We start from the raw sequence: 22,195 nt of genomic DNA on the forward strand, positions 1-22,195 counted from the left end.
ACTACGCGCAACGCAAAAAGGGAAGAGGCAATTACTGCTAGCCAATCTTCGTTATTATTATGCTTGGACTGGCCGATTCAATTTTCTGCAAACAAAGTGCGCAAAAAGCAACCAGCAAAGCCTGTAATATAACAATTAGTCAAGATTTGAACGAATAGCAAGAAATGAAGCGTTTTTGTTTTTCTTTTTTAAATAAATATTTGGGGGATATTCAAACTGTTAGCGCGTAAGAAAAGAAGGGAGAAAAGCGCCGTAAAACCCCCAATAAACGGCGTATCGGGGGCAAAAATACCGAATAAAACCTACATCCAGTCGGCGTTTCGAATTACACCAACCGCTAAGCCCTCAATATCAAAGGATTCATGTTCTAAATCGACTTCGATAGGAGCAAATTCTTCGTTTTCCGCATGCAGGAAAACCTTGCGACCGGCCTTTTCCAGGCGCTTCACGGTTACGTCGTCACCCACTCGGGCTACCACCACCTGACCGTTTTCGGCCACTTGCGCACGGTGTACCGCCAGCAGATCGCCATCAAGAATGCCGATATCCTTCATACTCATGCCGTTAACCCGTAGCAGATAATCCGCCGCCGGTTTAAACAACATGGGGTCGATTTGGCAATGGCTCTCGATATGCTCCTGCGCCAAAATGGGCTCACCGGCGGCAACCCGACCGATTAACGGCAGGCCTAATTGCTCCGGCTCTTCTTCCTCAACCAGCTGAATACCGCGGCTGGCACCGGGTTTCATTCTGATCACCCCTTTTTTGGCCAGCGCCTTAAGGTGCTCCTCGGCGGCATTGGCACTGCGAAAACCTAATGTTTGTGCAATTTCGGCGCGCGTCGGCGGCATGCCGGTATCTTTAATAAAGACTTTGATCAGCTCTAAAATTTGAGATTGGCGATTAGTTAAAGGGCGCATACAACTGGTTTTCCATACAGTACATTTAACTGTGAGTATATACAGTTGTCAGAAAATCGCAAATATATTCAATGATTTTGCTGCTGCCACAGTCAGGAGTTATTTCTAAGCTGTATCAGCGACTGCGCAAATACTTAAAAAAGCGCCTACAGTTATAGGTAGCCGATTTCGCATCGAAGCATTTTAAATGAAAGAAGGAACCCAATATGCTCTGTATCAGCCTAGATAATGAACATGATATTGGCGTATTTACCCCCCATGGCGAGTTGTCTGCCGCCGACTTTATAGCCGCCGTACGTATTATAGATCCCTATATAGAACGTCATGGTGGACTCAAGGGGCTGATGATAGCCACCCGTCACTTTCCCGGCTGGGATTCGTTTGCGGCCTTGTCAGCGCACCTGCGCTTTGCCCGCGACCACCATAAGAGAATCAGCAGGATAGCCGTAGTTACCGACTCTCCCCTGGCCATGCTCGGCGAGCATTTAACGGCGCATTTTATCAGTGCCGAAATCAGAGCCTTTCAATATGACCAGATGGAGCAAGCACGTAACTGGGTGAGTGAGGCCGATTAAAAACTGCTGTTGGGCGTTTCTAAAAATGCTATTTCCTCTGGTGTCGACCGACGCCCGAGTATAGCGTTGCGATGCGGGTAGCGACCAAAGCGGTCGATGATCGCCTTATGGGTCAGCTCATAGGAATAACTCTCCAAAGGCCGAAACAGGTGCTCGGCAAGCATATGAATGACGGCACTTTCACTGTGCATATAAGGCATGTATAAAAAGCCACGCTCCTGCTCATTGAGCAGCAGGTCGTAGCCCTTTTCTACCGCATGCTGAGCCAGGCACAAGGCCTGAGCATCCTGGGCAAAGGCGCTGGCGGTATCGCGATAGATATTACGGGAGAATTGATCGAGCACGATAATTTCACTCAGGGCACCGTGGGCACTGCTACGCCAATGATAGAGCTCCCCCCGACTGGCGGCGCGGTGAGTCTTGGCAAACAGCTCGGTAACCCTGGCATCGAAGGTCGCACTCTTTTTAAACCAGTCCTCGCTGTTGCATTGGTTAAACCAGAAATCATACACGGATTGAAAGTCCATAGACCCTCCTTCAACATTTACACCCAGGTCGTTACTGACAGTCTAGTCAAATCCGGCCCTCAGGTGATAGCCAGGCCGCCGAAGATATCGCCGCCCCGTTCCTCTTTTTGCGCTCGCTAACCGTCGTAAAAGGCTTGCAGAAGCCCAGGCGAGTGCAGCACTATGTGGAGCACAGTGCCAATGAGTGCAAATAACCCCCGTTAACCATGCCGCCGTATAAGGAATCTGTATGAGTATTCAGAATCATGAAAACGATCTACCGGTCACTGAGCAGCCAGACTCGAGTGTAAGCGAAAACACCCCAAGTATTTGGGCTCAGGAAATCGATTTTGATCTGTGTCGCAAACTCGACCTCGGCGTCGGCGCCAAGGGCACGCTTATGACCAAACTCGGCATTGAAATCAGCGAAATCGGCCCGGATTACCTGGTGGCCACCATGCCTATCGACAACGAGCTCTACAACCCCATCGGCATAGTCCACGGCGGCGCCTACGTGGTACTGGCCGAAACCGTCGCCAGCTACGCCGCCAACTTCGCCGTCGACATCAATAAATATTACTGCGTCGGCCAGGAGATCAACGCCAATCACCTTAAAGCCTCACGCACCGGCACTCTCAAAGCCGTAACCAGACCCGTACACCTAGGCGGCCGCTCATCGGTATGGGAGATTAAGATCTACAACAGCGCCGGCGATTTGTGTTGTATTTCAAGGATGACAGCGGCTGTGGTGGAGAAAAGAAGTAAAAGCGCTGGGCTTTAATGCGGGATTGTTCTAGCGTCTTGTCTGTAGGCGAGGCTTTAGCCTTGCGAAAGGCCCTTCGATTTTAGATCTTGTCGCGGTGGCGACGACACCCAAAGGGAGAGTGATTCGACTCCCCCTTTGGAAACCCCCCGAACCCGTGATTCGCTAATGCTTCCGAACTCGGGTTTTTGTTAAGCGTTTCGTTTTGCTTTCGACACGGTTTAACGAGGTGTCCTACCTCGGTAAACCTAGCTCGATATCCCTATCTCGCTGTCTCTAGCACACTCCACAACAAAAACCGATTTCTACAGCGCGAATCAAAACGGGGGATCGATACCTGTTAGTTGTGAGGTGTCCGAGAAGGCGCTAAGTGCCAAAAGCGGACTGTGGGAACGCCCGCATAAGAAGCGGGTCAATTAATTGGACGCTTTTTTGCGTCGTTTATCTTTGCAAAAAATCGGACAAATTGAGCCGTCTGACTTAATGCGCTTGTTATATTTAATTATTCCTAGACTCTTTTACGATTCTGTAACGAAAATCAGATAAATAACCAATTATAATAAGTAGGAATGCTGAGTTGAAGTCTCCTTCAACAAGTAAAGTCCAAAAGCTTTTTTCAGTGTTGTACCCAATCGTAAAAAACACCATTAAAGATACTATCCAAACAAACTTAAGTGTCCATGAGTATTCGCCAAAAAACCATTGTGAGAAACTCCTTTTTACTTTTATATCTTCCATTAATATTACTCCGTAGTCTGATTTTAAATATAACGCCCGCAACATGGGCGACCAATGTTGTGCGCCTTTTGCGCAATAATGGGAGCAAAGCGACCGCGCAAAAGGTGCACAGCGTTGGGCGTCCCGCGAAGGCCCGAAGGGCTGTAGCGTATTGCTTGCGCTTGTTATGTTTTAACCCACGAACGAGATTGCTAAGAATATTGCCGCAACAACGGCCGCAAAAGCAAACATTAGGCCCAATTGGCGACGCCCTTGGAAGTTTCTCTCCCTTTCATGAAATAGAGATTTGAGCCCTGCCTCATCTAAATGAGAACAATGGGAGCACTCTCCTTTCCTAGTATCGTAATGGTAAAAGCAGCGCTGGCACTTTCTAAAGTACTTACGATGTTCAAGTAACTCTTTGAATTTATATAGCGCTGTTCCAAATGCCATACGAACCTCGAAAAACATAACGCCTCAATATGGGGCGCATAAATGCATGGCTATACTTAGCGACGAAGGAGCACAAGCCATGCGTTTTGCGTCCATGCCATAATTGACTTGTTAGCTTTCAATTGCATACCTTAGCCTGATGTTGAGCCTATCGTTTAAGAACACATCTGCTTTTTTAAAAAAACTAAGTGCTGCATTGACTGGTTCAAATCCGCAGGCAATTAAAATGGAAACCTCTTTATTTTTGGTGTCAGGAAAATCACTGAACAATTGTCCTGATTCCACAAAAGAAATATACGTATTCAATTTCTGTTGCAATGCTAATAAGTGTTCTTGTGGCTCTGACCAATCAAGATGATCAGTAATCAGTAACACCACATCATTATGTTCATCGCTGCGAATGACTGAGTCAATCGTTTGGCTATCAGTTATAGACATACCATCCTTGAAAGCTAACATGTTTATAGCGAGCTAATCGCGCGTTTTTCTACCGAAACATTGCTCGCTTTTATGATTGGTCTATTTGTATCAAACAATGTAAGTTGCTGCCACTTTTAGGATTCATTCACTATAAGAATATTGTGTATGGGATAAAAACGAGCGCTTGGGTCGTTTTCCTGAATATGCACGCAATTTGCGTTATAAACGGTTTAGTCGAAAATTATCAACGGCCGCTTCGCTCTAATCCAACTTACAGTTTGCGTTAGCCTAAATTGAAACGCAGGTGTATCAGCCTAATCCCGTTTAAATTCGCGCTGGAGAAATCAGCTTTTGTTGCGGCGCGTGGCTAAGACAGCAAGGCACGATGCCGAGCTAGATTTATCGGCACAGGGAAGTGCCGTTAAATCGTGTCGCAGCCTAAGCGGAGCGTTTAGCAAAAACCTGAGTTCGGAAGCATTGGCGAATTACGGGCGCCTCGGGGTTCCAAGGGGTGACGAGTGACCGACGATTGATAATCGTCGCAGCACGAGGAAGTGGAGGCAAGGATGCCGACAGGAACCAGGCTTCAGGGACGAATTACTTGCACCTAAGGTGATTTTTATCTCAAGTTGCCGTCGCCAACGCGACAAGAACTCACTGTGCAAAGCTGTGGGGAGTTTTAACGGAAGAAGTGAATAAGTTCACACAACCAAGCTTTAAAAGCTGTAGAAGGAATCACAGGAGTGATAAAGGCCGCTGATGCGGCCTTTGGTTTGTTTGTAGGAAGCTGAGAGCTTACAAGCAAGGTTGCAAGGCTACGCCTTGCCAACACCAACGCAACTGTACGCCCTCCCGCTCCTCGCAGAGCTCGTCGCCTTCAAGCGGCGCGAGTGAAATTGTTCACTCGCTTATTTCCGCTTTCAGCCTTCACGGCCGTGAAGGTGGTCTTCTCAACTTTCAGGCACAAAAAAGGCCGCTAAAAGCGGCCTTTTTTCTTGAGAGTAACTATTACTCTACGATAGTTGCTACAACACCAGCACCTACTGTACGACCACCTTCACGGATCGCGAAACGTAGACCTTCGTCCATCGCGATTGGGCAGATTAGTTCAACAGTCATCTTGATGTTGTCGCCAGGCATTACCATTTCTACGCCGTCTGGTAGTTGGATGTCACCAGTTACGTCAGTTGTACGGAAGTAGAACTGTGGACGGTAGCCTTTGAAGAATGGCGTGTGACGGCCACCTTCGTCTTTAGATAGTACGTATACTTCTGCTTCGAACTTAGTGTGCGGGTTGATTGAACCAGGAGCAGCTAGTACTTGACCACGCTCAACTTCGTCACGCTTAGTACCACGTAGAAGGGCACCGATGTTCTCACCTGCACGACCTTCGTCTAGAAGCTTACGGAACATTTCTACACCAGTACAAGTTGTCTTCGTAGTTTCTTTGATACCTACGATTTCAACTTCGTCGTTCACGTTGATGATACCGGCTTCAACACGACCAGTTACAACTGTACCACGACCCTGGATTGAGAATACGTCTTCGATAGGCATGATGAATGGCTTATCGATGTCACGCTCTGGCTCTGGGATGTAAGTATCTAGGGCTTCTGCAAGCTCGATGATCTTGTCTTCCCACTCTTTCTCGCCTTCAAGCGCTTTAAGAGCTGAACCTTGGATTAGAGGTAGGTCGTCACCTGGGAAATCGTACTCAGAAAGAAGTTCACGAACTTCCATTTCTACTAGCTCTAGTAGTTCTTCGTCGTCAACCATGTCACATTTGTTCATGAATACGATGATGTAAGGTACACCAACCTGACGAGAAAGTAGGATGTGCTCACGAGTCTGAGGCATAGGACCGTCAGTCGCAGCTACTACTAGGATCGCGCCGTCCATCTGAGCAGCACCAGTGATCATGTTTTTAACGTAGTCAGCGTGTCCAGGACAGTCAACGTGCGCGTAGTGGCGAGTTGGAGTGTCGTACTCAACGTGTGAAGTTGAGATTGTGATACCACGCTCACGCTCTTCTGGAGCGTTATCGATTGATGCGAAGTCTTTAGCTGTACCACCGTATACTTTTGCAAGTACGTTAGTGATTGCTGCAGTTAGAGTTGTTTTACCGTGGTCAACGTGGCCGATTGTACCAACGTTTACGTGCGGTTTTACGCGTTCAAACTTTTCTTTTGCCATTTTAAAAATTCCTATAAAGAAATTAAAGTCCGACCCGAAGATCGGACCGAACTAAAATTACTTAACAGCGCGAGCTGCAATAATAGATTCTGCTACGTTTTTAGCCGCTTCTGCGTACTTGAGGAATTCCATCGAGTACGAGGCACGACCTTGCGTGGCAGAACGTAAGTCAGTTGCATAACCGAACATTTCTGAAAGCGGAACCTCGGCGTTGATTTGTTTCAAACCGCCAGGTGCCTCATCCATGCCATCGATCATACCGCGGCGACGGTTTAGGTCGCCTACAACATCACCCATGTTTGCTTCTGGAGTGATCACTTCAACCTTCATGATAGGCTCTAACAATACCGGGCTTGCTTCAAGCGCACCCTTACGCATTGCCAGTGCACCAGCGATCTTAAAGGCCATTTCGTTCGAGTCGACATCGTGGAATGAACCATCGAAAAGTGTCGCTTTTACGCCCAGTAGCGGATAACCAGCAAGAACACCTTGCTCCATCTGCTCGTGGAGACCTTTTTCTACCGCAGGAATGTATTCCTTCGGTACCGTACCACCGACGATTTCGTTAACGAATTCGAAGGTTGGTGCGTCATCATCACTGATATCAAGTGGTTCAAGTTTGACCCAAACGTGACCATACTGACCACGACCACCCGATTGACGTACAAACTTACCCTCAACCTCAACGGTTGAACGAATCGCTTCACGATAGGCAACCTGGGGCTTACCAACGTTACATTCAACATTGAATTCACGTTTCATACGATCGACGATGATATCCAGGTGAAGTTCACCCATACCAGAGATAATAGTCTGGCCAGATTCTTCGTCGGTCTGTACACGGAACGATGGGTCTTCTGCCGCTAGTTTACCTAGCGCCACGCCCATGCGGTCCTGGTCTGCCTTGGTTTTTGGCTCTACCGCAACAGAGATTACCGGCTCTGGGAATTCCATACGCTCAAGCGTAATAGGAGCATTACCATCGCACAGGGTATCACCTGTTGTAACGTCTTTGAGACCAATCGCAGCGGCGATATCGCCGGCACGAACTTCTTTGATCTCTTCGCGTGAGTTTGCGTGCATCTGAACGATACGACCGAAGCGCTCACGCTTTGATTTAACTGGGTTATAAACCGTATCACCCTGGCCCACTGTGCCCGAGTAAACACGGAAAAAGGTTAGCGTACCAACAAAGGGGTCGGTGGCAATCTTAAACGCCAAGGCCGAGAATGGCGCTTTGTCGTCTGCTGGGCGCGTGTCTTCGGTTACACCGTCTTCTAACACACCCTGGATTGCTTTGACTTCGGTTGGTGAAGGCATGTATTCAACAACGGCATCAAGCACGGCTTGAACACCCTTGTTTTTAAATGCACTACCGCAGGCCATTAGCACGATGTCGTTCGCTAAGGTGCGGGCGCGCAGGCCTTCTTTGATCTCAGCTTCGCTGAGCTCGCCTTCCTCTAAATATTTGTCCATTAGTTCTTCAGACGCTTCCGCAGCCGCTTCGATTAGCTCAGAGCGGTATTCTTCGGCTTGGTCTTGAAGTTCTGCCGGGATCTCTTCATAGCTGAAGGTCATGCCCTGGTCTTCGTCGTTCCAGTTGATGACTTTCATCTTGATAAGATCGATAACACCTTTAAATTCTTCTTCAGCACCGATAGGCAGCTGAATGGGAACAGGAGTAGCACCCAGGCGGGTTTTCACCTGGTCTACAACCGACAAAAAGTCGGCGCCAATGCGGTCCATCTTGTTTACGAAGATCAAACGAGGGACTTCGTATTTGTTGGCCTGGCGCCAAACTGTTTCTGTCTGTGGCTGTACACCTGATGAGGCACAAAGCACGACCACGGCACCATCTAGTACACGCAGTGAACGCTCAACTTCAATGGTGAAGTCTACGTGTCCAGGAGTGTCTATGATGTTGATGCGGTGATCGTCAAATTGCGCGTCCATCCCCTTCCAGAAACAAGTAGTCGCAGCAGACGTGATAGTGATACCACGCTCCTGCTCTTGCTCCATCCAGTCCATAGTTGCGGCACCATCATGTACCTCACCGATTTTGTGAGATAGGCCCGTGTAGAAAAGTACACGTTCCGTAGTGGTGGTTTTCCCCGCATCTACGTGAGCACAAATACCGATATTGCGGTAGCGCTCAATTGGAGTTGTACGTGCCATATTATCCTCTTAAAGGTTAAGGACAGATTACCAACGGTAATGAGCGAATGCTTTGTTCGCTTCAGCCATACGGTGAACGTCTTCACGTTTCTTAACCGCAGTGCCTTTGTTTTCAGCAGCGTCAACGATCTCTTGAGCCAGACGAAGGCCCATAGATTTTTCGCCACGCTTACGTGCAGCGTCAACTAACCAACGCATACCTAATGCGTTGCGACGAACTGGACGTACTTCAACTGGTACTTGGTACGTTGAACCACCAACACGGCGAGATTTAACCTCAACCTGTGGGCGAACGTTTTCAAGTGCAGCTTCAAAGATTTCTAGGTGCGACTTGCCTGATTTCTCAGCAGCCACGTCTAGCGCACCATATACGATTTTTTCAGCAGTAGATTTTTTGCCGTCAAGCATTACTACGTTGACGAACTTTGCAAGTAATTCTGATCCGAACTTAGGATCTGGAAGAATTTTACGTTGACCTATAACGCGTCTTCTTGGCATTTTGAATCTCCGGTATCTTCAGGTCTGTCTTTTGAACAGATTCCCAAAACAATATTTATTAAAAATTTAAGTGCTTGGCCTTACTAACGGAGAACCATTAGCCCTTAGGGCGTTTTGCACCGTACTTAGAACGACCTTGTTTACGGTCATTTACGCCTGCACAGTCAAGTGCACCGCGAACAGTGTGGAAACGTACACCTGGTAAGTCTTTAACACGACCACCACGGATTAGGATTACACTGTGCTCTTGAAGGTTGTGACCTTCACCACCGATGTATGATGTTACTTCGAAACCGTTCGTTAGACGAACACGGGCTACTTTACGTAGAGCCGAGTTAGGTTTCTTAGGAGTAGTAGTATATACACGAGTACATACACCACGCTTTTGTGGACATGCCTTTAGCGCGGCTGAGTTACTTTTGGTAACCTTGCTGCGACGTGGCTTGCGCACTAGCTGGTTAATAGTTGCCATTAAATAGCTCCTGAAAAATTAAAATTACTACTGAAATTAAAAATTCCGCCCAATTTATCCGCAACAGTCACTGTAGCGAGTAAAAGGGTGGCGGAATTTTAATGAGCAAAGTTTAGCCTGTCAACCAAAACAATGCCCAGAGCGGTATTCTACCACTCCAGGCATGACTTAATTATGAAATTAAGTTTATTCTTGGTCGCCAGACAGATCTGCGTTTAGGGCGTCAGTTAGCGCTTGAGTTGCCTCTTCAGCACTTACTGTTGGCTCTAGCAGGTCCTCTGCATTTTGCTTGCGACGATTAGCGCGATCCTGGTGATACGCAAAGCCGGTACCGGCTGGGATCAAACGACCCACGATTACGTTCTCTTTCAGACCACGTAGCTCATCGCTCTTACCATTTACAGCGGCTTCGGTTAGGACACGCGTGGTCTCCTGGAACGAGGCTGCAGAAATGAATGATTCTGTAGCAAGTGATGCCTTGGTAATACCCATCAGCTGAATTTCAAACTTAGCTGGGATCTTACCTTGCTCTTCTAGGTCACGGTTCGCAATGTTTACACGTGCTACCTCAACCTGCTCACCGGCTAGGAATTCAGAGTCACCACCGTCAGTGATCAGACACTTACGTAGCATCTGACGGATCACGGTTTCAATGTGCTTATCGTTAATCTTTACACCTTGCAGACGGTAAACGTCTTGCACTTCGTTAACGATGTAGTTAGCAACATCGGTTACGCCACGTAGACGAAGGATGTCATGCGGAGACTCCGGACCATCGGCGATAACTTCACCTTTAGATACGATTTCACCTTCGAACACGTTAAGCTGACGCCACTTAGGAATCATCTCTTCGTATGCATCACCCTCTTCCGGTGTGATCACAAGACGTTTCTTACCCTTGGTCTCTTTACCAAAGCTAACCATACCTGAGATTTCAGCAAGGATTGCTGGATCTTTCGGCTTACGAGCTTCGAATAGGTCCGCTACGCGCGGTAGACCACCGGTGATGTCTCGAGTCTTCGAACCTTCTTGTGGAATACGCGCTAATACGTCACCTGGTTTAGATGTCGCACCATCGCTCACCTCGATTGTGGTGAATGACGGTAGGCGGATTTCCTGCAGGCCACGCTCTTCATTTTCAATGATTAGCTTAGGCTCTTTGGCGTTAACTTTCGCAAGGTCTTTAATAACCACACGTGTTAGGCCAGTCAGATCATCTGTCTGCGTTTCCGTGTTCGAATCGTCGATGTCGCTGAACGACACTTTTGACTCGTGTTCGATAATAATTGGGTGACTGTGCGGGTCCCACATAGCAACTATGTCGTTACCCTTCACTTCCGCACCGTCTTGTACAGTTAGTACTGCACCGTAAGGTACTTTATAACGCTCTTTCTCACGACCATGCTCATCGATGATGGTGATTTCTGTTGAACGTGAAGTGATTACAATCTTGCCTTCAGTGTTCAATACGAATTTCGCATTGTGCAGCTTAAGACGACCGTTGTTCTTAACTTGTACGCTGTTCTCTGCTGACGCTCGAGATGCCGCACCACCGATGTGGAAGGTACGCATCGTAAGCTGTGTACCCGGCTCACCGATTGACTGTGCCGCGATAACACCGACCGCTTCACCCGCATTGATGCGGTGGCCACGGGCAAGGTCACGACCGTAACAGTTCGAACATACGCCGAAGTCGTTGTCACAGGTGATAACAGAACGTACGCGTACTTCGTCCACTGAGTGCTCTTCTAGAAGGTCACACAGTTTCTCGTCAAGCATGATGTTACGCTCAACTAGTACAGTATCAGTACCTGGGATAACCACGTCTTCAGCAACCACACGACCTAGTACACGCTCGCGTAGCGGCTCAACTACGTCACCACCTTCGATTAGCGGCTTCATGGTTAGACCATCTTCGGTACCACAGTCTACTTCGTTGATTACCAAGTCTTGCGCTACGTCTACTAGACGACGCGTTAGGTAACCCGAGTTCGCTGTCTTCAATGCGGTATCGGCAAGACCTTTACGCGCACCGTGGGTCGAGATGAAGTACTGAAGTACGTTCAGACCTTCACGGAAGTTAGCCGTGATTGGTGTTTCGATGATTGAACCATCCGGACGTGCCATTAGACCACGCATACCCGCCAACTGACGGATCTGAGCAGCACTACCACGAGCGCCCGAGTCGGCCATCATAAACACTGAGTTGAATGAGTCTTGCTCTTCTTCAACGCCATCAGCGTTGATTACAGTGTCTTTTGACAGGTTAGCCATCATTTCGCGTGAAAGGTTTTCGTTCACACGTGACCAGATATCGATAACCTTGTTGTACTTTTCACCGGCGGTTACAAGACCTGACTGGAACTGCTGGTTGATTTCAGCAACTTCTTCCTCGGCCGCTTCGATGATCTCAGCTTTAACCGGTGGAATTTCCATGTCATTGATACCGATAGACACACCCGACTTCATCGCGTAGTGGAAACCGGTGTACATAACCTGGTCGGCAAAGATAACGGTATCTTTAAGACCTAGTAGACGGTAACACTCGTTCAGCATGCCCGAGATTTGCTTCTTACCAAGTGGGCGGTTAACCAACTCGAACGGTAAGCCTTGTGGCATGATTAATGAGAAGATTGCACGACCTACAGTGGTGTCAACGATGCCAGTTACTTCACTTGAAGTACCGTCTTCGGCAATCACTGTTTGCGTCATACGTACTTTTACGCGTGCGTGTAGTTGCGCAACGCCGGTACGGTATGCTTTTTCAGCTTCTTTCGCGTCTTTAAATACCAGGCCTTCACCTTTGGCATTGATGCGATCACGGGTCATGTAGTACAGACCCAATACAACGTCCTGTGAAGGTACGATGATTGGCTCACCGTTCGCAGGCGAAAGAATGTTGTTGGTTGACATCATCAACGCACGCGCTTCTAGCTGCGCTTCTAGCGTCAATGGTACGTGAACCGCCATTTGGTCACCGTCGAAGTCGGCGTTATACGCCGCACACACTAGCGGGTGCAGGTGAATCGCTTTACCTTCGATTAGTACCGGCTCAAACGCCTGGATACCCAAACGGTGAAGTGTCGGTGCACGGTTAAGTAGCACTGGGTGCTCACGAATTACTTCGTCTAGTACGTCCCAAACCTCTGGTACTTCACGCTCAACCATCTTCTTCGCAGCTTTGATGGTTGTCGCCATACCGCGGCGCTCTAGTTTGCCGTAGATGAATGGCTTGAATAGCTCAAGTGCCATTTTCTTAGGAAGACCACACTGGTGTAGTTTCAGTGTCGGACCTACGGTGATTACAGAACGGCCTGAGTAGTCAACACGCTTACCTAGAAGGTTTTGACGGAAACGACCTTGCTTACCTTTGATCATGTCTGCAAGCGACTTAAGAGGACGCTTGTTAGAACCTGTGATCGCACGGCCACGACGACCATTATCAAGTAGCGCATCTACCGCTTCTTGAAGCATACGCTTTTCGTTGCGTACGATGATGTCTGGTGCCGCTAGGTCAAGAAGACGCTTCAAACGGTTGTTACGGTTGATAACACGACGGTATAGGTCGTTCAGATCAGAGGTCGCAAAACGACCGCCGTCTAGTGGTACTAGAGGACGTAGATCTGGTGGTAGAACCGGAAGAACAGTCATGATCATCCACTCTGGGTTGTTACCAGACTGGTGGAATGATTCCATCAACTTCAAGCGCTTAGTGATTTTCTTACGCTTAGTTTCTGAGTTGATAGTAGGTAGCTCTTCACGCATTTCTGCGATCAGCTGACCTAGGTCCAGTTCACGAAGCAGATCAAGTACAGCTTCTGCACCCATCTTAGCTTCGAACTCGTCGCCGTGCTCTTCAAGAGCATCCAGGTACTCTTCTTCGCCTAGTAGCTGGCCACGCTCAAGCGTAGTCATGCCAGGCTCGGTCACAACGAATGATTCGAAGTACAGTACGCGCTCGATGTCACGTAGCGTCATATCAAGCATTAAGCCGATACGAGACGGTAGTGATTTCAAGAACCAGATGTGGGCTACTGGGCTTGCAAGCTCAATGTGACCCATACGGTCACGACGTACTTTAGTCAGCGTTACTTCAACGCCACATTTTTCACAGATAACACCACGGTGTTTTAAGCGCTTGTATTTACCACACAAACACTCATAGTCTTTCACTGGGCCGAAGATACGGGCACAGAATAAGCCGTCACGCTCAGGCTTGAAAGTACGGTAGTTAATGGTCTCAGGTTTCTTTACTTCACCGAATGACCATGAACGCACCATGTCTGGCGAAGCAAGACCAATGCGAATTGCGTCGAATTCTTCGGTCTTATTTTGTTGCTTCAGAAACTTAAGTAAGTCTTTCACCTTAGCTCTCCTGTCGGAGGTTAATCTCGAGGGCAGAAATCCACCCATTCATTCTTTTTGCAGGTAGTGGGCGCACTATGCGCCCAACCGGCTTATTCTTCTTCAAGCTCGATGTTGATACCGAGTGAACGGATTTCTTTCAACAATACGTTGAATGATTCCGGCATACCTGGCTCCATCTTGTGGTTGCCATCAACGATGTTCTTATACATCTTGGTACGACCGTTCACGTCATCCGACTTCACCGTCAACATCTCTTGTAGCGTGTAGGCTGCGCCGTACGCTTCAAGTGCCCATACTTCCATCTCACCGAAGCGCTGACCACCGAACTGAGCTTTACCACCCAGAGGCTGCTGCGTTACTAGGCTGTAAGAACCAGTTGAACGGGCGTGCATCTTGTCATCAACAAGGTGGTTCAGTTTCAGCATGTACATGTAACCTACGGTTACTTGACGCTCAAACTGGTCACCGGTACGACCGTCATACAGGGTTACCTGACCGCTTGATGGGTAGCCACCTAGCTCCAATAGCTCTTTGATTTCGCTTTCTTTAGCGCCATCGAAGGCCGGAGTTGCGATTGGTAGACCGCCTTTAAGGTGCTCGGCTAGACGACGAACTTCGTCATCTGAGAAGGTGTCGATGTCTACTTTCTGACGACATTCACCTAGCTCGTACGCTTTCTTGATGAATTCGCGCAGCTCGTGAAGTTCACGCTGCTCTTTCATCATTTCTTCGATACGCTCACCGATACCACGTGCCGCTAGGCCCATGTGGGTTTCAAGGATCTGACCGATGTTCATACGTGATGGTACACCCAGTGGGTTCAACACGATATCTACGGTACGGCCCTTGTCATCGTAAGGCATGTCTTCTACAGGTACGATAGTCGAGATAACACCCTTGTTACCGTGACGACCCGCCATCTTATCACCTGGCTGGATGCGACGTTTAACCGCTAGGTAAACCTTCACAATCTTCAATACGCCCGGCGCTAAGTCATCACCTTGAGTGATCTTGCGACGCTTGGTTTCAAATTTCTTGTCGTACTCGGCCTTAAGCTCTTCGTACTGAGCAGCAAGTTGCTCTAGTTCAGCTTGCTTGTCTTCTTCGGCCAGGCTTTGCGTTAGGATCTTGTCAGCAGCAAGACCGGCTAGCTTGGCGGCGTCTACACCTGAATCGGTAAGAAGCTTGCGAGCACGGCTCAATACACCTTCTTCAAGGATCTTGAACTCTTCGTTGAAGTCTTTCTTGGCTTCACGCAGCTGCATTTCTTCGATTTCAAGCGCACGCTTGTCTTTTTCTACACCGTCACGGGTGAAGACCTGTACGTCGATAACAGTACCAGATACAGAGTTAGGTACGCGTAGCGAGCTGTCTTTAACGTCAGACGCTTTCTCACCAAAGATGGCGCGCAGTAGCTTCTCTTCTGGAGTAAGCTGGGTTTCGCCTTTCGGAGTTACTTTACCTACTAGGATGTCACCGCCTTTCACTTCCGCACCGATGTAAACAACGCCAGACTCATCCAGCTTGCCTAGTGCAGATTCACCCACGTTCGGGATATCGGCTGTGATTTCTTCCGGCCCAAGCTTGGTATCACGAGCAATACACTGAAGCTCTTGGATGTGGATAGTCGTTAGACGATCTTCTTTTACAACGTTCTCTGAAAGTAGGATTGAATCCTCGAAGTTGTAACCATTCCAAGGCATGAATGCCACGCGTAAGTTTTGACCAAGTGCCAGGTCACCTAGGTCTGTTGAAGGACCGTCGGCTAGTACGTCACCACGTACGATTGGCTCACCAACCATACAAGTTGGCTTTTGGTTAATACAGGTGTTCTGGTTAGAACGGGTGTACTTAGTCAGGTTGTAGATGTCGATACCGGCTTCACCAGGTACACGCTCATCTTCGTTTACGTTGATAACGATACGGCTCGCATCAGCGTAATCAACCACACCACCACGCTTAGCAACGATAGTTACACCTGAGTCTTTGGCAAGTGTAAGCTCGATACCTGTACCTACTAGCGGCTTATCGGCGCGTAGTGTAGGAACAGCCTGACGTTGCATGTTCGATCCCATCAATGCACGGTTCGCATCATCGTGCTCTAGGAATGGGATAAGGGCAGCAGCTACTGAGATAACCTGTTGTGGCGATACGTCCATATATTGGATGTCTTCGCGCGGCATCAAGGTTGATTCACCTTTGTGACGACAAGTAACCAGTTCTTCAATGAATTCGTTGTTATCGTTCAAGTCAACGTTTGCCTGAGCGATTACGAATTGACCTTCTTCGATAGCAGATAGGTAATCAACATCATCAGTTACAGAGCCATCTACCACTTTACGGTAAGGTGTTTCTAGGAAACCGAAGTCATTGGTACGTGCGTACGTAGACAATGAGTTGATTAGACCGATGTTTGGACCTTCAGGCGTTTCGATTGGACATACGCGACCGTAGTGCGTTACGTGTACGTCACGTACTTCGAAGCCTGCACGCTCACGCGTTAGACCGCCCGGACCTAATGCAGAAATACGACGCTTGTGCGTTACTTCTGAAAGCGGGTTGTTCTGGTCCATAAACTGTGAAAGCTGTGATGAACCAAAGAATTCTTTAACCGCAGCCGAGATAGGCTTAGCGTTGATCAGGTCTTGTGGCATGATGGCATCAAGATCGCCAAGGCTTAGGCGCTCACGTACCGCACGCTCAACACGTACTAGACCAACACGGAATTGGTTCTCAGCCATTTCGCCCACAGAACGAATACGACGGTTACCTAGGTGGTCGATATCATCCACATCGCCTTTACCGTTACGGATGTCGATAAGTACCTTCATTACCGAAACGATATCTTCTTTAGAAAGCGTACCCGGACCTTCGTCTGAGTCGTAACCAACACGGCTGTTGAACTTCATACGACCTACGGTTGATAGATCATAGCGCTCATCAGAGAAGAATAGGTTGTCGAATAGAGCTTCGGCCGCTTCTTTTGTTGGTGGCTCACCAGGGCGCATCATGCGGTAAATTTCCACAAGTGCTTCTAGGCGGTTGTTCGTTGAGTCGATACGTACCGTATCTGACATGTAAGCACCGCTGTCTACATCATTGATGTAAAGAGTTGCGATCTTAGTGTGACCTGCTTTAACAAGCTCAGCCATCAGCTCTAGCGATAGCTCGTCGTTAGCGTTGGCGATTACTTCACCAGTAGACTCATCGAAGTAGTTTTTAGCTAGTACGCGGCCAATGATGTACTCGTGTGGTACTTCTAACTGGTCGATACCTTTTTTCTCGATGGTTTTGATATGACGCGCAGTTACACGGCGGCCTTGCTCAACCAATACTTCACCGTCTTCGCTCTTGATTTCAAAAGCAGCGGTTTCACCACGCAGACGCGAAGGCACAAGTTCCATAAGAACTTTACCGTCAGTCACTTCAAAGGTCGTGGTTTCAAAGAAGATGTTTAGGATTTCTTCAGTTGAGAAATCAAGGGCACGCAGAATGATCGACGCAGGAAGTTTACGACGACGGTCAATACGTACATACAGGTTATCTTTAGCATCGAATTCGAAGTCGAGCCAAGAACCACGGTAAGGGATAACGCGGGCGTTATAAAGAACCTTGCCCGACGAGTGGGTTTTACCACGGTCGTTATCAAAGAATACACCAGGTGAACGGTGTAGCTGAGAAACAATAACACGCTCAGTACCATTGATAACAAAGGTACCTGTGTCGGTCATGAGCGGAATCTCGCCCATGTAAACTTCTTGCTCTTTGATGTCTTTAACAGTGCCAGGTGCTTCTTTGTCCATAAGCACTAGACGAAGTTTCACGCGAAGTGGAGCAGAATATGTCACGCCGCGAATTTGACATTCTTTAACGTCGAATACTGGCTCACCAATACGATAACTTACGTATTGAAGCTCAGAATTGCCCGAGTAGCTTTTAATCGGGAAAACGGAACGGAAAGCTGCTTCCAAACCGAAATCACCGTCAGCGTCCGGCGTTAAGAATTTTTTAAACGATTCTAGCTGCATCTGCAGTAAGAAAGGCACATCCAACACCTGTGGACGTTTACCAAAATCCTTACGGATACGTTTCTTTTCAGAATAAGAGTAAGCCATGGGGTTCCTCAGCTTGCTGATCTTTGACCCTACCTGTTCTTGTAAGAACAGGACTTCATTGACGATATGCCAATTTCTACAACATTTAGAGTTGCGTCCAAATGTCACTGCTATTGCCAATAATTGGTGTAACTAATTGATAATAATAGTGAAATTTGATTATAGAGAGCGCAACAGTGGATTTTCTCTCTATAGCGCAAAAGGGCCGGTGATTAAATAATCACCAGCCCTTGCCTGATTTCTCAGGCAGCGAACCTAGCGTATGCTAGATTACTTGATCTCAACTTCAGCACCAGCTTCTTCAAGATCTTTCTTAAGTGCTTCAGCTTCTTCCTTAGATACACCTTCTTTGATAGGTGCAGGAGCTGATTCAACAAGAGCTTTCGCTTCTTTAAGGCCAAGACCTGTAGCGCCACGTACTGCTTTGATAGCAGCAACTTTGTTAGCGCCAGCGCCAGCTAGGATTACGTCGAACTCAGTCTTCTCTTCAGCAGCTTCAGCAGGACCAGCAGCAACAACAGCAGCAGCTGCAGTTACGCCGAATTTTTCTTCCATTGCTTCAACTAGTTCAACAACTTCCATTACTGACATTTCAGCAATAGCGTCAAGGATTTGGTCTTTAGTTACAGACATTGTAAATTTCCTAATATTCTCGAACCTTGCGGTTCATTAAATTCAATACACCGATAAAGAACAATAGCTTATAAATAAAAATTAAGCAGCTTGTTCTTGTTTCTGGTCGCGAACTGCAGCAAGAGTTTTTGCCAGCTTGCCCGCAGAAGCTTCTTTCATAGCGCTCATTAGACGTGCAACAGCTTCGTCGTATGTAGGTAGCTTAGCAAGCATATCTACATCAACTAGTGAACCGTCAAAAGCGGCCGTTTTAAGCTCAAACGCTTCGTGCTTCTTGGCGAAATCTTTGAAGATACGCGCAGCAGCACCTGGGTGCTCTGAAGAGAAAGCGATTAGGCTTGGGCCTACTAGTGATTCGGTTAGACACTCGTATTCAGTACCTTCAACAGCACGGCGAGCTAGGGTGTTACGAACAACTTTCATCCATACACCAGCTGCACGAGCTTCTTTACGAAGGCCTGTGATAGCGTCTACTGTTACACCACGAGAATCTGCAACAACTGCAGATAGAGCACCTTTGGCAGCTTCGTTGACTTCAGCAACAATTGCTTTTTTGTCTTGAAGGTTTAAAGCCATGGGTGTTACTCCTGGTTGTGAGGAATTTACATCCCTCAGTTTTACTCTACTCCACCAATCAATCAGCGGAGTTGCTTGTTACGGCGAGAGCCAGAAGATTAGGAAAAATCTAGCTGGGATTCACACCGTCTACGTAGGAAATTAAGCAATGAAACACTGCACCTACGGTCTTGGACGGAAGCCAATTTAACTTGGCTTCAACCCGAATTTGTTGTTTTGTTGAGACGTTTTCTCAACAAAATGGCGCGAAATTATAGTATAAAAATCGCGCCACGTAAACTCTTTAATTACGATACTTGCGTGCTTAGAGAGTTTTGGTCAACAGAAACACCTGCGCCCATAGTCGTAGAGATGCTTACTTTCTTGATGAAAGTACCTTTCGCTTGAGAAGGCTTAGCTTTCTTAAGCGCTACGATTAGAGACTCAAGGTTTTCTTGTAGTTGCTCAGCTGTGAAATCCACTTTACCGATAGTAGTGTGGATGATGCCGTTCTTGTCGTTACGGTAACGAACCTGACCAGCTTTAGCATTTTTAACTGCTTCTGCAACGTTAGGAGTTACAGTACCAGTTTTAGGGTTAGGCATAAGACCACGTGGACCTAGGATTTGACCTAGTTGACCAACAACGCGCATTGCATCTGGAGAAGCAACAACTACGTCGAAGTTCATCTCGCCTTTCTTAACTAGTTCAGCAAGATCTTCCATACCTACGATGTCAGCACCTGCTTCTTTCGCTGCTTCTGCATTTGCACCAGCGGTGAATACAGCTACGCGAACGTCACGGCCAGTACCGTGAGGAAGAACAGTTGCGCCACGTACGTTCTGGTCAGATTTACGTGCATCGATACCAAGGTTAACAGCAACGTCAACACTTTCAACGAACTTAGCAGTCGCTAGCTCTTTAAGAAGCGCTACAGCTTCGTTGATTTCGTAATCTTTAGTTACTTCCACTTTCTCGCGGATAGTACGCATACGTTTAGTTAGTTTTGCCATTATCTTAGTCCTCTACGTTCAAGCCCATTGCACGCGCAGAACCTGCGATAGTGCGTACCGCAGCGTCCATGTCGGCCGCTGTAAGGTCAGGTTTCTTCATCTCAACGATTTCTTCTAGTTGAGCACGAGTAACAGTACCTACTTTTTCAGTATTAGGACGGCCTGAACCAGACTTGATACCAGCAGCTTTCTTAAGAAGGTAAGCAGCAGGTGGTGTCTTCATTTCAAACGTGAATGAACGGTCGCCGTAAACTGAGATGATTACAGGAACCGGAGCGCCTTTCTCTAGTGATTCTGTACGGGCGTTGAACGCTTTACAGAATTCCATGATGTTAACACCGTGTTGACCTAGAGCAGGACCTACTGGTGGACTAGGGTTAGCCATACCAGCAGCAACTTGTAGCTTGATTAAAGCTTCAACTTTTTTAGCCATGATTATACCTCGTTAGGTGGGTCTTAGCCTCGTGCGCGCGAGGACGCGTACTCAAGCGGCTTCCCAATTTAAAAATTTAGTGCGCTTTTTGCTCATACTAAAGTGCAGAACACCGAGCACGAATACAAAAAGGCCGCTGATTATAAGTTAATCAGCGGCCTTTTTCAATACGATTTTGTCGTTTAAGTAGACAAATTATTTGTCTTGCTCTACCTGGCTGAACTCCAGCTCAACCGGCGTCGAACGACCAAAGATAAGTACAGATACTTTTACGCGGCTTTTCTCGTAATCCACTTCTTCAACAACACCGTTGAAGTCGGCAAAAGGACCATCAACAACACGTACCACTTCACCCGGCTCAAACAGAGTCGCAGGCTTAGGCGCTTCGGCATTTTCTTGTAGACGGTTAAGAATACGATCCGCTTCTTTTTTGCTGATTGGCGCTGGACGGGTCAGAAGTACCGCCGATAAAGCCCATCACGCGAGGCGTGCTGTTCACTAAGTGCCAGCTGGCATCGTTCATGTCCATTTCAACCAGAACATAGCCCGGGAAGAACTTACGCTCTGATTTGCGCTTTTGACCGGCGCGCATTTCCACTACTTCTTCAGTAGGTACTAGCACTTCACCAAAGCTGTCTTCCAGACCCTGGATTTGAATGTGCTCTTTGATGGTTTGTGCTACACGCTTCTCAAAACCTGAGAAAGCCTGAATCACATACCAGCGTAATTTCTTTTCTTTGTTCTCTTCCGTCATGGGACTAGATCTCCAACCCAGTTAAAAAGCCTACTACTCGGAATAAAATTCCGTCCAATCCCCAAAGGATTAGTGCCATGATAACTGTTGCAATCATTACGATGAAGGTAGTGTGTATGGTTTCCTGACGCGTAGGCCAAACCACTTTACGTACTTCGATGCGTGCTTCTTTCGCGAAATTGATAAAGTTACGACCCTTTTCTGTGGTCGCTGCTACCGCTAAGGAGATAGCCACTGCCGCAACAACACCGATAGCTCTAAGTAGTGCAGACTCTTCACCATATACGGTGTTACCTACTACCGCTGCTACCAGTAACGCAATGGCGAATAGCCACTTTACCCAGTCCATCGAGCTTGACGGGTTTTCTACATTTGCACTCATAATTCCTGATACCTTAAATACAGACACAACAACCCCGTCACTTGACAGGGTAAATCTATCCAAATCTAACCTTAAAAAATTGCTTTTAAAACAGATTTTTAAACTTAGACTTACTAGCTGAAAAGTGGCAGGGGCGGAGAGATTCGAACTCCCAACCGTCGGTTTTGGAGACCGCTGTTCTACCAATTGGAACTACGCCCCTGCAAAGTGGATGCCCATTATACTGACCAACCGCGCTAACACAAGAGTA

Annotated in this window: 16 protein-coding genes, 1 tRNA gene and 1 pseudogene; 2 read left to right on the forward strand and 16 right to left on the reverse strand. The window is 47.6% G+C overall.

Annotated features, from left to right (window positions below; genetic code table 11):
* Positions 1 to 302: 302 nt before the first annotated feature.
* On the reverse strand, positions 303 to 920 hold the full coding sequence (gene lexA / locus C2M24_RS11355) for a transcriptional repressor LexA (RefSeq protein WP_105199978.1): 618 nt from the start codon (positions 918 to 920) through the stop codon (positions 303 to 305).
* A gap of 206 nt (positions 921 to 1,126) precedes the next feature.
* On the opposite strand from lexA, the gene C2M24_RS11360 reads away from it, so the two are divergent.
* A complete protein-coding gene (locus C2M24_RS11360; RefSeq protein ID WP_105199977.1) occupies positions 1,127 to 1,495 on the forward strand; it encodes an STAS/SEC14 domain-containing protein in 369 nt (122 codons plus the stop codon).
* Here C2M24_RS11360 and C2M24_RS11365 read toward each other — a convergent pair.
* Positions 1,492 to 2,022 carry a DUF924 family protein gene (locus C2M24_RS11365; RefSeq protein ID WP_105199976.1) on the reverse strand — a complete coding sequence of 177 codons (531 nt, stop codon included), beginning with the start codon at positions 2,020 to 2,022 and terminating at the stop codon, positions 1,492 to 1,494. The genes C2M24_RS11360 and C2M24_RS11365 overlap by 4 nt on opposite strands.
* Before the next feature lie 229 nt (positions 2,023 to 2,251).
* Between C2M24_RS11365 and C2M24_RS11370 the strand changes: the two genes are divergently transcribed.
* Positions 2,252 to 2,782: a PaaI family thioesterase gene (locus C2M24_RS11370; protein WP_105214985.1), complete on the forward strand. Its 531-nt coding sequence runs from the start codon at positions 2,252 to 2,254 to the stop codon at positions 2,780 to 2,782.
* A 1,263-nt stretch (positions 2,783 to 4,045) separates the two neighbouring features.
* Here the strand turns inward: C2M24_RS11370 and C2M24_RS11385 are convergent.
* The 14 genes and pseudogenes from C2M24_RS11385 to C2M24_RS11450 all read right to left on the reverse strand — a co-directional run bounded on the left by C2M24_RS11385 (position 4,046) and on the right by C2M24_RS11450 (position 22,147).
* Positions 4,046 to 4,372 (reverse strand): DUF6572 domain-containing protein, encoded by a 327-nt coding sequence (locus C2M24_RS11385; protein WP_105189617.1) that lies wholly within the window; start codon positions 4,370 to 4,372, stop codon positions 4,046 to 4,048.
* Positions 4,373 to 5,362: 990 nt separating this feature from the next.
* Positions 5,363 to 6,547, reverse strand: a complete 1,185-nt coding sequence (gene tuf / locus C2M24_RS11390; protein ID WP_105214991.1) for an elongation factor Tu — start codon at positions 6,545 to 6,547, stop codon at positions 5,363 to 5,365.
* Positions 6,548 to 6,604: 57 nt separating this feature from the next.
* Positions 6,605 to 8,722: an elongation factor G gene (gene fusA / locus C2M24_RS11395; RefSeq protein WP_105199928.1), complete on the reverse strand. Its 2,118-nt coding sequence runs from the start codon at positions 8,720 to 8,722 to the stop codon at positions 6,605 to 6,607.
* Between the two features lie 27 nt (positions 8,723 to 8,749).
* Positions 8,750 to 9,220 carry a 30S ribosomal protein S7 gene (rpsG, locus tag C2M24_RS11400; RefSeq protein WP_105199929.1) on the reverse strand — a complete coding sequence of 157 codons (471 nt, stop codon included), beginning with the start codon at positions 9,218 to 9,220 and terminating at the stop codon, positions 8,750 to 8,752.
* 97 nt (positions 9,221 to 9,317) lie between these two features.
* A complete protein-coding gene (gene rpsL / locus C2M24_RS11405) occupies positions 9,318 to 9,692 on the reverse strand; it encodes a 30S ribosomal protein S12 (protein ID WP_010387308.1) in 375 nt (124 codons plus the stop codon).
* Positions 9,693 to 9,878: 186 nt separating this feature from the next.
* A complete protein-coding gene (gene rpoC / locus C2M24_RS11410) occupies positions 9,879 to 14,057 on the reverse strand; it encodes a DNA-directed RNA polymerase subunit beta' (protein WP_105199930.1) in 4,179 nt (1,392 codons plus the stop codon).
* Between the two features lie 92 nt (positions 14,058 to 14,149).
* Positions 14,150 to 18,175 carry a DNA-directed RNA polymerase subunit beta gene (rpoB, locus tag C2M24_RS11415; protein WP_105199931.1) on the reverse strand — a complete coding sequence of 1,342 codons (4,026 nt, stop codon included), beginning with the start codon at positions 18,173 to 18,175 and terminating at the stop codon, positions 14,150 to 14,152.
* A 270-nt stretch (positions 18,176 to 18,445) separates the two neighbouring features.
* Positions 18,446 to 18,808 carry a 50S ribosomal protein L7/L12 gene (rplL, locus tag C2M24_RS11420; protein WP_105189354.1) on the reverse strand — a complete coding sequence of 121 codons (363 nt, stop codon included), beginning with the start codon at positions 18,806 to 18,808 and terminating at the stop codon, positions 18,446 to 18,448.
* An 81-nt stretch (positions 18,809 to 18,889) separates the two neighbouring features.
* Positions 18,890 to 19,384 (reverse strand): 50S ribosomal protein L10, encoded by a 495-nt coding sequence (rplJ, locus tag C2M24_RS11425; RefSeq protein WP_105199932.1) that lies wholly within the window; start codon positions 19,382 to 19,384, stop codon positions 18,890 to 18,892.
* Between the two features lie 287 nt (positions 19,385 to 19,671).
* Positions 19,672 to 20,376 (reverse strand): 50S ribosomal protein L1, encoded by a 705-nt coding sequence (rplA, locus tag C2M24_RS11430; RefSeq protein ID WP_105199933.1) that lies wholly within the window; start codon positions 20,374 to 20,376, stop codon positions 19,672 to 19,674.
* Positions 20,377 to 20,380: 4 nt separating this feature from the next.
* On the reverse strand, positions 20,381 to 20,809 hold the full coding sequence (gene rplK / locus C2M24_RS11435) for a 50S ribosomal protein L11 (RefSeq protein ID WP_105199934.1): 429 nt from the start codon (positions 20,807 to 20,809) through the stop codon (positions 20,381 to 20,383).
* A 195-nt stretch (positions 20,810 to 21,004) separates the two neighbouring features.
* Positions 21,005 to 21,563: pseudogene (gene nusG, locus C2M24_RS11440) on the reverse strand (transcription termination/antitermination protein NusG).
* Between the two features lie 4 nt (positions 21,564 to 21,567).
* Positions 21,568 to 21,945 carry a preprotein translocase subunit SecE gene (gene secE, locus C2M24_RS11445; protein WP_105199936.1) on the reverse strand — a complete coding sequence of 126 codons (378 nt, stop codon included), beginning with the start codon at positions 21,943 to 21,945 and terminating at the stop codon, positions 21,568 to 21,570.
* A 125-nt stretch (positions 21,946 to 22,070) separates the two neighbouring features.
* Positions 22,071 to 22,147, reverse strand: a tRNA-Trp gene (locus tag C2M24_RS11450).
* Positions 22,148 to 22,195: the final 48 nt, after the last annotated feature.

This window comes from Pseudoalteromonas sp. T1lg22 (assembly GCF_002964645.1).
Taxonomy (GTDB): Bacteria; Pseudomonadota; Gammaproteobacteria; order Enterobacterales; family Alteromonadaceae; genus Pseudoalteromonas.

Bases quoted from the DNA above. Each gene is read 5' to 3' on its own strand.
- secE (WP_105199936.1), bottom strand. From the start codon at position 21,945: ATGAGTGCAAATGTAGAAAACCCGTCAAGCTCGATGGACTGGGTAAAG.
- tuf (WP_105214991.1), bottom strand. From the start codon at position 6,547: ATGGCAAAAGAAAAGTTTGAACGCGTAAAACCGCACGTAAACGTTGGT.
- C2M24_RS11370 (WP_105214985.1), top strand. From the start codon at position 2,252: ATGAGTATTCAGAATCATGAAAACGATCTACCGGTCACTGAGCAGCCA.
- rplJ (WP_105199932.1), bottom strand. From the start codon at position 19,384: ATGGCTTTAAACCTTCAAGACAAAAAAGCAATTGTTGCTGAAGTCAAC.
- fusA (WP_105199928.1), bottom strand. From the start codon at position 8,722: ATGGCACGTACAACTCCAATTGAGCGCTACCGCAATATCGGTATTTGT.
- rpoB (WP_105199931.1), bottom strand. From the start codon at position 18,175: ATGGCTTACTCTTATTCTGAAAAGAAACGTATCCGTAAGGATTTTGGT.
- lexA (WP_105199978.1), bottom strand. From the start codon at position 920: ATGCGCCCTTTAACTAATCGCCAATCTCAAATTTTAGAGCTGATCAAA.
- C2M24_RS11360 (WP_105199977.1), top strand. From the start codon at position 1,127: ATGCTCTGTATCAGCCTAGATAATGAACATGATATTGGCGTATTTACC.
- rplK (WP_105199934.1), bottom strand. From the start codon at position 20,809: ATGGCTAAAAAAGTTGAAGCTTTAATCAAGCTACAAGTTGCTGCTGGT.
- C2M24_RS11365 (WP_105199976.1), bottom strand. From the start codon at position 2,022: ATGGACTTTCAATCCGTGTATGATTTCTGGTTTAACCAATGCAACAGC.
- rpsG (WP_105199929.1), bottom strand. From the start codon at position 9,220: ATGCCAAGAAGACGCGTTATAGGTCAACGTAAAATTCTTCCAGATCCT.
- rpsL (WP_010387308.1), bottom strand. From the start codon at position 9,692: ATGGCAACTATTAACCAGCTAGTGCGCAAGCCACGTCGCAGCAAGGTT.
- rplA (WP_105199933.1), bottom strand. From the start codon at position 20,376: ATGGCAAAACTAACTAAACGTATGCGTACTATCCGCGAGAAAGTGGAA.
- rplL (WP_105189354.1), bottom strand. From the start codon at position 18,808: ATGTCTGTAACTAAAGACCAAATCCTTGACGCTATTGCTGAAATGTCA.
- C2M24_RS11385 (WP_105189617.1), bottom strand. From the start codon at position 4,372: ATGTCTATAACTGATAGCCAAACGATTGACTCAGTCATTCGCAGCGAT.